Origin of the sequence: Novosphingobium sp. THN1, from assembly GCF_003454795.1 — a bacterium.
GTDB lineage: Bacteria > Pseudomonadota > Alphaproteobacteria > Sphingomonadales > Sphingomonadaceae > Novosphingobium.
In genome coordinates, this window is the sequence record NZ_CP028347.1 from 826,319 (window position 1) to 839,150 (window position 12,832).

At 64.5% G+C, this 12,832-nt stretch carries 15 protein-coding genes, 1 tRNA gene and 1 pseudogene; 10 read left to right on the top strand and 7 right to left on the bottom strand.

Annotation, left to right across the window (positions count from 1 at the left end; all coding sequences use genetic code 11):
• Nucleotides 1-23: 23 nt before the first annotated feature.
• Entirely contained in the window at nt 24-191 is a 168-nt protein-coding gene (locus C7W88_RS04100; RefSeq protein WP_162895890.1) for a hypothetical protein, read from the bottom strand.
• A gap of 154 nt (nt 192-345) precedes the next feature.
• Between C7W88_RS04100 and C7W88_RS04105 the strand changes: the two genes are divergently transcribed.
• Nucleotides 346-420: transfer RNA gene (locus C7W88_RS04105), tRNA-Thr, on the top strand.
• Between the two features lie 95 nt (nt 421-515).
• Entirely contained in the window at nt 516-1,502 is a 987-nt protein-coding gene (locus C7W88_RS04110; protein ID WP_162895891.1) for a PAS domain-containing protein, read from the top strand.
• Here C7W88_RS04110 and C7W88_RS04115 read toward each other — a convergent pair whose 3' ends face one another.
• On the bottom strand, nt 1,503-1,793 hold the full coding sequence (locus tag C7W88_RS04115; protein WP_118072589.1) for a GNAT family N-acetyltransferase: 291 nt from the start codon (nt 1,791-1,793) through the stop codon (nt 1,503-1,505).
• A 64-nt stretch (nt 1,794-1,857) separates the two neighbouring features.
• On the opposite strand from C7W88_RS04115, the gene C7W88_RS04120 reads away from it, so the two are divergent.
• From C7W88_RS04120 to C7W88_RS24635, 3 genes are read left to right on the top strand one after another with little or no spacing between them, the layout of a single operon-like run.
• Complete coding sequence (locus tag C7W88_RS04120; RefSeq protein WP_118072590.1) at nt 1,858-2,874, top strand: low specificity L-threonine aldolase; 1,017 nt, start codon at nt 1,858-1,860, stop codon at nt 2,872-2,874.
• Complete coding sequence (locus C7W88_RS24630) at nt 2,871-3,374, top strand: DMT family transporter (protein WP_370073184.1); 504 nt, start codon at nt 2,871-2,873, stop codon at nt 3,372-3,374. Before C7W88_RS04120 ends, C7W88_RS24630 begins: the two co-directional genes overlap by 4 nt.
• A 38-nt stretch (nt 3,375-3,412) precedes the next feature.
• Nucleotides 3,413-3,793: an EamA family transporter gene (locus C7W88_RS24635; RefSeq protein ID WP_370073227.1), complete on the top strand. Its 381-nt coding sequence runs from the start codon at nt 3,413-3,415 to the stop codon at nt 3,791-3,793.
• Here the strand turns inward: C7W88_RS24635 and C7W88_RS04130 are convergent.
• A complete protein-coding gene (locus C7W88_RS04130; RefSeq protein ID WP_118072591.1) occupies nt 3,703-4,551 on the bottom strand; it encodes an SDR family NAD(P)-dependent oxidoreductase in 849 nt (282 codons plus the stop codon). The two genes, C7W88_RS24635 and C7W88_RS04130, sit on opposite strands and share 91 nt — an antisense overlap.
• Before the next feature lie 56 nt (nt 4,552-4,607).
• Here C7W88_RS04130 and pepN point away from each other — a divergent pair.
• The 4 genes and pseudogenes from pepN to C7W88_RS04150 all read left to right on the top strand — a co-directional run bounded on the left by pepN (nt 4,608) and on the right by C7W88_RS04150 (nt 9,751).
• Nucleotides 4,608-7,258 (top strand): annotated as a pseudogene (gene pepN, locus C7W88_RS04135) (aminopeptidase N).
• A complete protein-coding gene (gene pgeF, locus C7W88_RS04140) occupies nt 7,255-8,016 on the top strand; it encodes a peptidoglycan editing factor PgeF (protein WP_118072592.1) in 762 nt (253 codons plus the stop codon). Before pepN ends, pgeF begins: the two are co-directional and overlap by 4 nt.
• A 5-nt stretch (nt 8,017-8,021) precedes the next feature.
• A complete protein-coding gene (locus C7W88_RS04145; RefSeq protein ID WP_118072593.1) occupies nt 8,022-8,651 on the top strand; it encodes a glutathione S-transferase in 630 nt (209 codons plus the stop codon).
• A 227-nt stretch (nt 8,652-8,878) separates the two neighbouring features.
• Nucleotides 8,879-9,751, top strand: coding sequence for an OmpA family protein (locus C7W88_RS04150; RefSeq protein ID WP_240344811.1), 873 nt, complete (start codon nt 8,879-8,881; stop codon nt 9,749-9,751).
• 166 nt (nt 9,752-9,917) lie between these two features.
• Here C7W88_RS04150 and C7W88_RS24640 read toward each other — a convergent pair whose 3' ends face one another.
• The 3 genes from C7W88_RS24640 to ykgO form a co-directional block, all read right to left on the bottom strand.
• Nucleotides 9,918-10,181 (bottom strand): HAD-IA family hydrolase, encoded by a 264-nt coding sequence (locus C7W88_RS24640; RefSeq protein WP_370073185.1) that lies wholly within the window; start codon nt 10,179-10,181, stop codon nt 9,918-9,920.
• Between the two features lie 61 nt (nt 10,182-10,242).
• The gene (locus tag C7W88_RS24645) at nt 10,243-10,524 is read right to left on the bottom strand and encodes a hypothetical protein (RefSeq protein WP_370073186.1); all 282 of its coding nucleotides are present in this window, start codon (nt 10,522-10,524) and stop codon (nt 10,243-10,245) included.
• Nucleotides 10,525-10,670: 146 nt separating this feature from the next.
• A complete protein-coding gene (gene ykgO / locus C7W88_RS04160) occupies nt 10,671-10,796 on the bottom strand; it encodes a type B 50S ribosomal protein L36 (RefSeq protein ID WP_011446910.1) in 126 nt (41 codons plus the stop codon).
• Between the two features lie 203 nt (nt 10,797-10,999).
• Between ykgO and C7W88_RS04165 the strand changes: the two genes are divergently transcribed.
• Complete coding sequence (locus tag C7W88_RS04165) at nt 11,000-11,752, top strand: hypothetical protein (protein WP_118072595.1); 753 nt, start codon at nt 11,000-11,002, stop codon at nt 11,750-11,752.
• On the opposite strand, the gene galE is transcribed toward C7W88_RS04165, so the two are convergent.
• Nucleotides 11,746-12,747 (bottom strand): UDP-glucose 4-epimerase GalE, encoded by a 1,002-nt coding sequence (gene galE, locus C7W88_RS04170; RefSeq protein ID WP_118072596.1) that lies wholly within the window; start codon nt 12,745-12,747, stop codon nt 11,746-11,748. The genes C7W88_RS04165 and galE overlap by 7 nt on opposite strands.
• Nucleotides 12,748-12,832 lie beyond the last annotated feature (85 nt).

The window sequence follows — 12,832 nt, forward strand, 5'->3', positions numbered from 1 at the left end:
GAAAATGAACCGCGCCCCTAGCGTCAGGCGGCCGGATTGGAAAGCCCGGTTTCCGGCGAATCGGGCGATTCGACTGCCATCACATCAGCAGCACCCATCGCCCTGGCCTGCGCCTTGCGACGCTTCAGGTTCTCGCGCAGGCGGGCCGCCAGGCGTTCTTCGCGGCTTATCGGGGATTTGGGGTCGCTCATTCCGGTGTGAATGCCGATTGCGCCATGTTCCTGCAAGTCTTGTCGAAGATGAGGCTGGAACGTCGCTTGACAAAGGCCCATGCCCCCGTCATTAGCGCGCCCCTGCCCACCCCGCCCGTCCAGCGGCTCCGGAGTGGTAGCGCGGAAATGGTGTGCTGCTGTAGCTCAGTGGTAGAGCGCATCCTTGGTAAGGCTGAGGTCGGGAGTTCAATCCTCCCCAGCAGCACCATTTCCCCGCATACACGGCATGATCTGCCGTAAAATCTTACTTTCGATATATGGAACTTCAGGTTCTGTTCCGGCTTTATCGCCAGAGACAAGTACGTGGGGCTCCTGATGCTTTCGAAAGCAGAACTCTCTCCTGAAAGCTTGTCGCACGTTCTTGAACAGAGCACGGACTGCGTCAAACTCGTCGATCCTCAGGGCAATCTCTTGTGGATGAATCCGAACGGCCTTTGCGCCATGGAAATCGATGACTTTGAACAACTTAACGGGAAGGAATGGGCCAACCTCTGGCCGCAGCAAGCCCAACCGATGATCCGCTCGGCCCTTGAAGGTGCCCGCTCCGCCGGTGTGGTTCGTCTCGAAGCGTTCTGTCCCACCGCCAAGGGCACGCCGCGCTGGTGGGAAGTAAGCCTTTCAGCCGTTCGTACGCCAGACGGCGCACATGCAGGCTACATCTCCATTTCGCGGGACGTGAGCCAGTTGCACGCCGATCGCGAGGCGCTGAAAGTTCTGCTGGCCGAGATGCGCCACCGCCTCAAGAACAGTTTCGCCATGGTCTGCGCCATGTTGCGCACCGTGGCGCGTGGAGACGCGGCAAATACTGCGTTCGCCACAGACATGGTGGCCCGAATATCGGCGCTCGCCACGGCACAGACCCTGTTCGATGGCGAAACCGAGCAGTCCGACCTCCAAGACCTGCTGTCCACGTTACTCCTGCCCTTCCGCAAGGCCCAGGGCATGCAGGTGGACCTCGATTGCGCGCCGAATCAGCAAATCGATCGACGCGAGGCCGATGTGATTTCGCTGGTGGTCGGCGAATTGACCGTGAATTCGACCAAGCACGGCGCCATCGGCCACGGTGGCAGCATAGCACTGCGCGCAGCAGTCGAAGGCGACGCGACTGGCAGTCGCCACACCATCGTCTGGGAGGAGCAATCGGCCCAACCGGTTTCCGCAACATCGCGCGCAGGTGGGCAAGGCCTCTCGCTCATCGAACGCATCTGCACAGCCCGTGGAGGCACATTCGGCATCGACTGGCAAGAGCGCGGCCTCGTCGCCACGCTATCGCTGCCCCAAAACCTCTGATCAGGCGCGCAAGTCGGCCCACTCCGGATGGCGGCGGAACGCGGCCTCGACATAGCTGCACTGCGGCACGATCCTGAAGCCGAACTGGCGGGCATCGTTGACCAGCGCCTTTACCAGTTCGGCCGCCACGCCGCGCCCGCCAATCTCGGTCGGCACCAGCGTGTGATCGGCCACCACCATATCGCCCTGGCGTTTATAGGTTAGCCGCCCGATCGCGTCGCTGCCTTCCACCCTTGCATGATACTCGCCGCGTGCGCCCTGATCGAGGTGGGTGATGGTGACGTCCGACATTGTTGTTCCTTGGCCTTTTGTGACTGCTTGACCCGAAACGCCGCTGCCGACATTGCGGTTTCCGATGAAATTTCTCTCCGACAACACCGCCGCTGTCCACCCGAAGATCTGGGACGCCATGCGCGCTGCCGACGCGCCCGATTCGGGCTATGACGGCGATGCCCTGTCGCGCCATCTGGACGAGGCGTTCTCTTGCCTGTTTGGCACCGAATGCACGGCGCTATGGGTTGCCACCGGCACAGCAGCCAATTGCCTCGCACTTGCCGCCATGGTCCCGCCCCACGGCGGCGTGGTCTGCCACCGCGAAGCCCATATCGAAATGGACGAAGGCGGTGCGCCCGGCTTCTACACCCACGGCGCCAAGCTGATGCTCGCCGATGGCAAAGGCGCGAAGCTGACCCCGCAGGCGATCGAGCGCGTGATCGACCCGATCCGCAACGACGTCCACCAGGTCCAGCCTCACGCCATCTCGATCACCCAGGCGACAGAATATGGCCGCGTCTATACGCCGGAAGAGGTCGCCCGGATCGGCTCGCTTGCGCAAGGGCGCGGCCTTGGCCTGCACATGGACGGCGCGCGTTTTGCCAATGCGGTCGCGCACCTTGGCTGCCATCCCGCCGAAGTGACGGCGCAAGCCGGCGTCGACGTCCTGACCTTCGGCTGCGTCAAGAACGGCGGCATGAACGCGGAAGCGCTGGTGTTCTTCGACATGGAACTCGCTGACGTCGTTCGCTACCGCCGCAAGCGCGCCGGGCATCTTCAGTCGAAGGGCCGGTACCTCGCAGCGCAGGTTCTTGCGATGATCGAGGGCGACCTCTGGCTCGACAATGCCCGCGCCGCCAACGCCGCCGCGCAGGAAATCGCGCAGGCTTGCGGATCGCGCGTGTTCCACGCCGTCGAAGCGAACGAGATCTTCGTCGTGCTCTCCCCGGCAGAGCAGGCAACGCTGCGCGCGCAGGGCTTCGACTTCTACGACTGGACTGCGCCTGAAGGCGCCCCCGGTGCCGCGCGGCTGGTCACCGCGTGGAACACCGACCCGGCTCATGCCTCTGCGCTGGCGCGGGCAATCTCTGCGCTATGACCGAGGCAGAGCAGCCGGGTCAGGCCCGGTTCTGGCAACTCGACGTTGCCGGCCCCTTTTTCCTCGTCGCGCTGATCTGGGGCTCGACCTGGCTGGTGATCAAGGACCAGATCGGCAGCGTGCCGCCAAGCTGGTCGGTAACCTGGCGCTTCATCGCAGCGGCCATCGGCATGGCCGCAGTTGCCATGTTTCGCCGGGAATCCCTGCGCGTCTCTAACACCACGCTCAAGGTTGCCGCGCTGCTCGGCCTGCTGCAGTTCGTGATGAACTTCCAGTTCGTGTACCGCGCCGAGCACCACCTGACGTCGGGCATCGTCGCCGTAGTCTTCGGCCTGCTGGTCGTGCCCAATTCGCTGATGGCTTGGGTCTTTCTCAAGCAACCGGTAACCCGCGCCTTTCTTGGTGGATCGGTGGTGGCCGGAGCCGGAATCGTGCTGTTGCTGCTGCATGAATACCGCATGGCGCCCCCGAAGGACAGGTCCTTGTCGGCATTGCGCTGACCACAGCCGCGCTGTTCAGCGCGTCGTCGGCGAACGTCCTGCAAGCAAGCCGCATGGCGCGCGGCATTCCGATGATCCCGATGCTCGCCTGGGCCCTGCTGTTCGGCGCAATTCTCGACGCCGCCTTTGCCTGGATCGTGGAAGGACCGCCGCAGTTCGATTTCCGGCCGGGCTACATCTTCGGGGTACTTTATCTCGGGATAATAGGCTCTGTCCTCACCTTCCCGCTCTATTTCCGCCTGCTCCAGCGCCTCGGGGCAGGACGTGGGGCCTACAACGGGGTGCTGGTGCCGGTTGTCGCGATGCTGCTGTCGACCGCGTTCGAGGGCTATCGCTGGTCGGTGCTGGCACTCGCAGGATCGGCGCTGGCCATGCTCGGGCTGGTGCTGGCGTTGAGGGCGCGCAGTCCGTCGCGGTAAGTCGGAAAGCTAAGCCTCCACCCGAGCAGGCGCTTGGCCTTGCCATTGGCCACACGGCGGTTCTCGGCATAGAAGGCCAGAGCCATTGGCGAGAGATTGGCTTCTTCCAGCGACTGCATCGGCGGCGGCGCAACGCCCAGAAGCCGTGCCGCCTCCTCGATTACCGCGTTCTGGCTGCAGGGCAGATCGTCGGCGAGGTTGTAGACGCCTGCTGGCCCTGCAAATCCGGCGATCACCCCGCTGGCAATGTCCTCCACGTGCACGCGGCTAAAGACTTGCCCCGGAATATCAATGCGATGCGCCTTACCCTCGGCCACGCGGTCGAGCGCGCTGCGCCCCGGACCGTAGATGCCGGGCAGGCGGTAGACCCGCACTTTGGGCGATAGCGCCTGCCAATCAAGATCCGCCTGCGTCCGCGCCGAACGCCGCCCAGTGCCGACGATTGAGCTTTCATCCACCCAAGCCCCGCCCGCATCGCCATAGACCCCGGTCGAAGAAAGATAGCCGATGGCCTCGAGCGGCGCTGCGGCAATCCCGTCGCCATAGGTCTGCAGCACCGGATCGCCCCCTTCGCGGAGCGGAGGGACCGAGGACAGTACGTGCGTCGCCTCCGCCATCGCCGCCTCGACCGCCGTGCGGTCAGAGAAGGCGATATCGCCCGCACTCCCTGTTCCGCGCACCGTCCAGCCCTGCGCCCGCAGCCTCGCCGCGATCACCTGCGAGGTGTAGCCCATTCCGAAGATCAGCAAGTTTCCCATCAAAAGCCTGATAACCGCGATTGCCCCGCCGCGCACGCGTTCCTAAGTTCAGCGGCATGAACGATCTCTCCGGCCAGCCCGTCATCGCCCCCACCGTGATCCACCGCGCGGATTACCGCCCGCCCGAATGGCTCGTTCCCGAAATCGCTTTGGATTTCGCGCTTTCGCTGAATGCCACGACGGTTCAGGCGACCCTCAAGGTCACGAAAAATCCCGCAGGCGCAGGCACTTCACTGCTGCGCCTCAATGGCGATGCGATCGAGCCCAAGGGGTGACCGTCGACGGCCACGCCCACAATGACTGGCACATGGATGGCCCGGACCTCGTCATCGAACTGCCCGGCGATGCCCATGACGTCGGCATCGAGACGCTGATCGATCCTTCGGCAAACACCCAGCTTTCAGGGCTTTACGCCTCCAATGGGCTGCTCTGCACCCAGTGCGAGGCCGAGGGCTTCCGCCGCATCACCTTCTTCCCCGACCGGCCCGACGTGCTCTCGGTCTATTCGGTGCGGATGGGCGGGGACAAGGCGCTGTTCCCGGTGCTCCTGTCAAACGGCAACCCCGTCGCGTCCGGCGAGAATGGCGACGGAACGCACTGGGCGGAGTGGCACGATCCCTGGCCCAAGCCCTCATACCTCTTTGCGCTGGTGGCCGGCGAACTCGTGGCAAACCACGACAGTTTCACGACAAAATCGGGCCGCAAGGTGGCTCTGGCAATCTACGTCCGCCCCGGCGACGAGGCCCGCACCGACCATGCCATGCGCTCGCTCATCGCCTCGATGAAGTGGGACGAGGACGTCTATGGGCGCGAGTACGACCTTGATGATTTCAACATCGTGGCTGTCAGTGACTTCAACGCCGGCGCGATGGAGAACAAGGGCCTTAACGTCTTCAATACGCGCTATATTCTGGCCGATCCCGAAACCGCGACCGATGGCGATTATGACGCGATCGAGGGCGTGGTGGCGCATGAGTACTTCCACAACTGGTCGGGCAACCGCGTTACCTGCCGCGACTGGTTCCAGCTCTCGCTGAAAGAGGGCTTCACAGTCCTTAGAGATCAACAGTTTAGCGCCGATCGCGGCTCTGCGCCGGTCAAGCGGATCGAGGATGTGCGGATCCTGCGGGCCGTGCAGTTTCCTGAGGATTCAGGGCCGCTGGCGCACCCGATCCGGCCGGATTCCTATCAGGAAATCAGCAACTTCTACACCGCGACCGTCTACAACAAGGGTGCCGAGGTGATCCGCATGATGACCGTGCTGGCAGGCATGGATCGGTTCCTCAAGGGCACCACGCTCTACTTCGATCGCCACGATGGCGAGGCGGCGACCTGCGAAGACTTTGTAAAGGCTATAGAAGATGGCGCCGGGCTGGACCTGAAGCAGTTCCGCAACTGGTACGAACAGGCCGGAACCCCGCGTGTGAGCGTTTCCATGACGCTCGAAAATGCAAATCCAACTCTCGAGGGCGGAGAGGCAACTCTCGGAGGCAGAGTGGTAACTCTCACGCTCAAGCAGGCGACTCTGCCCACGCCGGGACAGCCGGAGAAGAAGCCCTTCGTGATCCCGCTGCGCATCGCGCTGTTCGACCGCGAGACCGGCAAGCACCACGGCGAGGAACTGATCGTCCTGACCGAGGCCGAACAGTCGTTCACCTTCGAAGGGTTCACGTGGCTGCCCGTCCTTTCCATCAACCGCGGCTTTTCCGCGCCGGTCGAAATCGTCGCGCCGGTGACGACGGAGGACCTTGTCTTCCTCGCCCGCCACGATGACGATCCCTTCGCCCGCTATGAAGCGATGCAGCAGCTGATCGTGCGGCATCTGGTCGGCGCGGTGGCGGGCACGCTGGAGAACCGCGAGGCATCGCAGGCCGCCATCGGCGCGGCGATGGGCGCAATTCTCGACGACGCCGCGCTTGATGACCTGATGCGCGGCGAACTGCTGATCCTGCCGGGCGAAGCCTATCTTGCCGAGCAGCTGACCCGCGCCGACCCGACGCGCATCTTTGCCGAGCGCGAGGGCCTGAAGCGCTGGCTGGGCGAGACGCTGAAGGACAAGTGGCTCGCCCTGCACGACCGCGCGTCCGCCGTGCCCTACAGCCTCGAGGCCGAGGCGCGGGGAGCGCGCAAGTGCAAGACTCAAGGCTTGGTCTATCTGGGAGCGGCCGATCCCGCCGAGGCCGCGCGCCGCGCCAAGGCGCAGTATGATAGTGCCACCAACATGACCGACCGTCAGGGCGCCTTGATGGTGCTGTGCAGCCTCGATTGCCCAGAGCGCGAAGCGGCGCTCGCCGATTTCCACGCGCGCTTTGCCGGGAACATGCTGGTGATCGACAAGTGGTTCTCGCTGCAGGCAGGCTCGCTCAATCCCAAGGCGACCGAGCATGTGAAGGCGCTGGCGCAGCACCCCGACTTCACCATGACCAACCCCAACCGCGTCCGCGCGCTGTGGATGGCGTTTGCGGCGAACGCGCAGGCGTTCCATCGGGAAGGCGGCGAAGGCTACCGCCTGATCGCCGACCTGATCCTCAAGCTGGACCCCATAAACGGCAATGTCGCGGCGCGCTTCGTGCCCTACCTCGGCCGCTGGAAGAAGGTGGAGGAAGGCCGCGCCGCGCTGATGCGGGCAGAGCTTGAACGGATCGCGGCGGAGCCGACGCTGTCGCGCGATGTGCGCGAGCAGGTGAGCAAGAGTCTGGAGGCGTGAGCACAGAAGCGCTGACCCATCCGCTTATTGCAGGCGCGGCGCATGGTTTCCTTGGCCGCAAGGGCGGGGTGAGCACGGGCGAGCTGGCGGGGCTGAACGTCAGCTACAGCGAGGACGATCCGGCGCTCACCAGTGAAAACCGCCGCCGTGCGGTGGAAGCGGTGCTGCCGGGCGGAACCTTGCAAACGTGCTTCCAGATCCATTCGCCCGATGTGGTGACGGTAACCGAACCGTGGGCCGATGCCGATCGTCCACGTGCCGATGCCCTGGTGACGAATCGCCCCGGCGTTGTCCTTGGCGTGCTGACGGCGGACTGCGCGCCGGTGCTGTTCTGCGATGCGCAAGCCAGCGTAGTCGGCGCGGCGCACGCCGGGTGGAAGGGCGCGTTCACCGGCGTGACCGATGCGACGATTGCCGCGATGGAAGCGCTGGGGGCGAGCCGCGACAGGATCGCCGCCGTGGTCGGACCATGCATCGCGCAGAAAAGCTACGAGGTGGACGCAGGCTTCGAAGCGCGTTTCCTTGAGCAGGCTGGCGAGAACGAGCGGTTCTTCCGGGCCGGACGCGACGGCCATGCATGGTTCGACCTTGAGGGCTATGTCGCCTCGCGTCTGCGCGATGCGGGCCTTGCCAAGGTCGGCATGCTGGGCGAGGACACTTATGCGCAAGAGGCGCGGTTCTATTCGTTCCGCCGCGCCACGCACCGCAAGGAACCGGGCTATGGCCGGCAGATCTCGCTGATCGGCTTGCGCGACTGAAGCCCATGGCATTGCCGGTCCTCTACAGCTTCCGCCGCTGCCCCTATGCGATGCGGGCGCGGCTGGCGATTGCGGTAAGCGGCGTGGCCGTGGAACTGCGAGAGATCAAGCTTTCGGCCAAGCCGCCCGCAATGCTCGAAGCCTCGCCCAAGGGCACGGTGCCGGTGGTGGTCCTGCCCGATGGCGGGGTGATCGAGCAGAGCCTTGAGGTGATGCACTGGGCGCTGGCGCAGGCCGATCCTGAAAGCTGGCTGGAGCGCAACGATGCGGCGCTGATCAACCGGAACGACGGGCCGTTCAAGCACGACCTTGATCGCTACAAGTATCCGGAACGCCACGGCAGCGATGCGACGGCGCACCGAGAAAGCGGGCTGGGCTTTCTGGCTGACCTAGACGCGCGGCTGGCGCTGCATGGCCAGTTGTGCGGAAGCAAACGCGGACTGGCCGATATGGCGGTGATGCCGTTCGTCCGGCAGTTTGCGGCAACGGACCCGGTGTGGTTCGACAGCCAGCCCTTGCCGCACTTGCAGCGCTGGTTGGCGGGGCATCTCGAGTCCGCGCTGTTTGCGAGCGTCATGGGCAAGTTTGCGCCGTGGCGCGAGGGTGATCCGGCGGTGGTGTTTCCGGCGGTGTGAGACTGCTGGCGGCGGCGCTGATTGCCCACCCCCGCCCCCTCCCGCCTGCGGGAGGGGAGAAGAGAATGGGGCTCATTCCATCCCATGGTGATGCACGTCCCACTCGGTTCGTCGCACGCTTGGCGCTGCCAGTGCCCGGAATCGGGTTCCCGGGCGGGATCGTTCATGTGCGGGAAAGTTCCGTCGCAACACCGACACATTTTTGAAGGTCGCAAGGAGCGTTCTCGATGACTACCACTACCCCCCGGCGCGCCGGCATGATGCTGCTGGCTGCTGCTGCCGCATCGGTTTCCGCAATCGCTGTAGCCCAGCCGCAAAACGGCACGCAGGATCCCAACATCATCGTCGAAGGCGAAGTCGTGCCGGATACCTCGGCGATGACCAAGGGGCCCGAGGTCAAGGGCATCATCACCGCGCGCAAGGGTGACAAGATGAAGGTCACCGCCGATGATGGCACCAGCACGATCGTGTTCTTCAACGATGCCACGACGGTCAAGGCCAGCACCGGACTGTTCGGATCGAAGAAGCTGACGACGCAGAACCTGCTCAACGGTCTGCCCGTGTCGGTGAAGACGATGCAGGCGGGCGAGGCGCTGCTGGCCAGCCAGATCACCTTCCGCAACGGCGACTTCAAGACCGCCAAGATGATCCGCAACGGCACCGCGCAGGGCTTTGCCGAACAGACCGCCGCCACCGCAGCGCTCAAGGGCCGCATGGGCGACATCGACAAGTACAACATCAAGGCGACGACCAACGTCTACTTCGACACCGGCAAGCATGCCCTGACGCCGCAGGCCAAGGCCGAGCTGTGCCAGACCGCGTCGATGGCCAATAGCACCGAGAACGCGCTGATGCTGGTTGTCGGCTACACCGATTCGGTCGGTGACGAGGAATACAACCAGACGCTCAGCGAGAAGCGCGCCGCCAGCGTGATCAATTTCCTGCAGCAGCAGTGCCGCTGGGCACCCTACCGCATGCTGACGCCGACCGGCATGGCCGAATCGGACCCGGCGGCGGACAATTCGACCGAGGAAGGCAAGGCGCAGAACCGCCGTGTTGCGGTGAACGTGCTGGTCAGCAAGGCCATCGACGGGCTTTGAGTTGATAGAAGGTGGAGCGCGCGCGATGCGCTCCACCCCATCTGCCTCGTCGTCCCGGGCCTGACCCGGGGGTCCCGCTTCTTTTTGGCGGCGCTGCCTTGCCAAAGAACAGCGGGACCCCGGATCAAGTCCGGGGTGACGTTGTTTCGAAGGGGCGGTGCAGGGGCTAGAGCAGGCCCAGCGCCACGAGCCGCGCTTCGAGCACGTCGGGATCGCCCACGAAGTGATGAACTTGCCAGCCCAGCGCCTTGGCCGTGGCGATGTTGGCGGCATTGTCGTCGATGAACAGCATGGTTTCGGGCGGGCGGCCGAAGCGGCGGGCGGCGAGGTGGAAGATCGCCGGGTCGGGCTTGGCCAGCCGTTCCACCGCCGAAATCACGATGTCGCGCATGTGGTCGAGTATCGGGAAGGTCGGGCGGAACAGGCCCACGAATCGATGCCGAAATTGGTGATCGCGTATTGCGGCACGCTCTTCGCGGCGAGGCGCTCGATCAGGGTGTGCGTGCCCGGCACCGGCCCGGCAGGCTGGCGAGCCAGTTGCTGGCGTAGAGCGCGATAAGATCGGCGTACTGCGGAAACTGCACGGTGCGAGCGGCGACCATTTCCGCGAAAGACACGCCTTCGTCATGCTGGGCGTGCCAATCCTCGGTCACGACTTCCGAGACGAATCGGGCGCGTTCCACGGGATCGGGGATCGCTTGCGCATAGATGCCGGCGAGATCGAACTGCACCAGCACGCGGCCGATGTCCCAGACGACTGCTTCAACGGACATGCCAGCCTCTCGATTCGCGACCTTGCGATCTGCAGCCCATAAACGACTGCGCCCCGCGTTTCGGCGGGGGCAGCGTGGCTCAACGCAGGAGCCGGTCGGTTTCCGGTGCAGCCCCGCCGTCGCGAGACTGCACCGAAACTCTGGAATTAACCCTGGCGCGCCTTGAAGCGCTTCTGGGTCTTGTTGATCACGTAGACACGGCCACGGCGGCGGATCACGCGGTTGTCCCGGTGGCGGTCCTTGAGCGACTTCAGGCTGTTGCGAATCTTCATGTCGAATCCCTTTGCCCGAAGCTGACCGGGCTGAAAACTGAAGCGTGGCCGTTAGTGGGGGCAAACCCCCAAGTCAACCCTGCGGGAGGCAAATCGCCGCGCCGGGGCGCTTTCTTGCAAAGCGGAAGGCCCTGTGCAAACACCGCCCAATCAGGCGGGCCGGGCAGGCGGACCGGGCCTGCGAGGGATATGGGCAGGCCAGCATGTTGATCCAGCCGCAGGGCGTTATCCAGAAACCGGGCGAGCCCTATTTTCTCAACCCCGCGCTGCTTGCGCTCAACGCATTTGAAATCGACATTCAAGCCGAACTGCTTGACGAACTTGCGCCGCTGGCGCTCGAATCGCGGAAGATGGAAAAATACCGGGGCCGCTTTCGCCTGTCGAATGGGGTGAAGCTCTACAACGAACGCCCGCGCCACTGGAGCAGCGACATCTGCTGGTTGAGCCATGCCGACGAGGCCGCCTACCACTGGTTCGAGGACATTTATCGGCGCATGAACCTGTCGGCGCTGGTCGCCCCGTTCGTGCCGCATGACCGCGAGATCCGTCTCTATGCGGCGTTCCTGGTGACGCGCAGCCGCTGCGAAGCGCTCGACATGCATTATGATTGGCTGACCGAGGAAAGCGAGGCGTTCACGCTGATGGCGCCATTGACCGCCAATGCCAGCGACATGGGCATGACCTATGAAACGGTGGTCGGCGGGCAGCGCAACCTGACCTACCGCATGGGCAAGGGACTCGTGTTCGGGCCGCGCTTCCGGCATTCGACCGCAGTGGGCCAGCTGGACGAGCGCGCGGTGTTCCTGTGCTTCAATTTCGGCACCGACCGCATGGACAACTGGCGCGAGATCAGCCGGACGACGGCGACCCAGTGCGAACTTCTCCGCCAGCCTGACGGCAGCTTCATCACCCATGCGCAATGGCGCAAACGCTATGGCGAAGGGCGCGCCTACTGAGCGCGAAGCTCACCCAGCTTGCGCTCCCACGCCAGCGCGTGGGTGACGATGGTGTCGAGGTCGGCATATTGCGGCACCCATGGCAGCCTTGCCCTGATGTGGCGATTGTCGGAAATGAGCGAAGCCGGATCGCCGGGGCGTCTCCCCTGCATCTCGCGCACGATCCGGCGATTGGTCACGCGGTCAACCGCATCGAGCACTTCGAGCACCGAGAAGCCGCTTCCGTAGCCGCAGTTCATCGTCAGCGAATCGGAGGGGCTGGCGATCAGCGCTTCGAGCGCCAGCACATGGGCGGCGGCGAGATCGGATACGTGGATGTAATCGCGCACGCCAGTGCCGTCGGGCGTATCGAAATCGGTCCCGAACACGCCGACCGAGGCGCGCTTGCCCAAGGCCGCCTCGACCGCGACCTTGATCAGGTGGGTGGCGCCCGCGGTGGACTGCCCGGTGCGGCCCTGCGGGTCGGCACCCGCCACGTTGAAATAGCGCAGCGCGCAGTAGTTGAGCGGGTGGGCGGCGGCGACATCGGCCAGCATCGCCTCGGTCATCAGCTTGGACATGCCGTAGGGGTTGATTGGACGCTGCGGCGTATCCTCGGTGACGGGCGAGACTTCGGGCGTGCCATAAGTGGCGGCGGTGGAGGAGAAGATTAAGTGCGGCACCCCCGCCTCGACCACGGCAGCGATCAGCGCGCGGCTCTTGGCGGTGTTGTTGTGATAGTACTTCAGCGGGTTCGAAACCGATTCGGGCACGACGACGGAGCCAGCGAAATGCATGACGGCGCGGGTGCCCTGTTCGGCAAAGATGCGCGCCACAAGATCGGCGTCCTCGATGTCGCCTTCGTAGAACGGCACGCCATCGGGCACGGCGAAGCGGAAGCCGGTGACCAGATTGTCGATCACCGCCACCGGGTATCCGGCGTCCTGCAGCGCCAGCACCGCGTGGCTGCCGATGTAGCCTGCGCCGCCGGTGACGAGAACGGGGACCTTGGACATTGGCGATTCGCTCCGGACTGGCGCAGGGTTCGTTGCTCCCGCGCGTTCATGGTTGCGACAGCGCGAGCGTTTTACACGTCCGGGC

Excerpts from the sequence above, each read along its gene's own strand:
- C7W88_RS04100 (WP_162895890.1), bottom strand. The coding sequence starts at position 191 with ATGAGCGACCCCAAATCCCCGATAAGCCGCGAAGAACGCCTGGCGGCC.
- C7W88_RS04165 (WP_118072595.1), top strand. The coding sequence starts at position 11,000 with ATGTTGATCCAGCCGCAGGGCGTTATCCAGAAACCGGGCGAGCCCTAT.
- galE (WP_118072596.1), bottom strand. The coding sequence starts at position 12,747 with ATGTCCAAGGTCCCCGTTCTCGTCACCGGCGGCGCAGGCTACATCGGC.
- C7W88_RS04115 (WP_118072589.1), bottom strand. The coding sequence starts at position 1,793 with ATGTCGGACGTCACCATCACCCACCTCGATCAGGGCGCACGCGGCGAG.
- C7W88_RS04150 (WP_240344811.1), top strand. The coding sequence starts at position 8,879 with ATGACTACCACTACCCCCCGGCGCGCCGGCATGATGCTGCTGGCTGCT.
- ykgO (WP_011446910.1), bottom strand. The coding sequence starts at position 10,796 with ATGAAGATTCGCAACAGCCTGAAGTCGCTCAAGGACCGCCACCGGGAC.
- C7W88_RS24630 (WP_370073184.1), top strand. The coding sequence starts at position 2,871 with ATGACCGAGGCAGAGCAGCCGGGTCAGGCCCGGTTCTGGCAACTCGAC.
- C7W88_RS04145 (WP_118072593.1), top strand. The coding sequence starts at position 8,022 with ATGGCATTGCCGGTCCTCTACAGCTTCCGCCGCTGCCCCTATGCGATG.
- C7W88_RS04120 (WP_118072590.1), top strand. The coding sequence starts at position 1,858 with ATGAAATTTCTCTCCGACAACACCGCCGCTGTCCACCCGAAGATCTGG.
- C7W88_RS04130 (WP_118072591.1), bottom strand. The coding sequence starts at position 4,551 with ATGGGAAACTTGCTGATCTTCGGAATGGGCTACACCTCGCAGGTGATC.
- C7W88_RS24645 (WP_370073186.1), bottom strand. The coding sequence starts at position 10,524 with ATGTCCGTTGAAGCAGTCGTCTGGGACATCGGCCGCGTGCTGGTGCAG.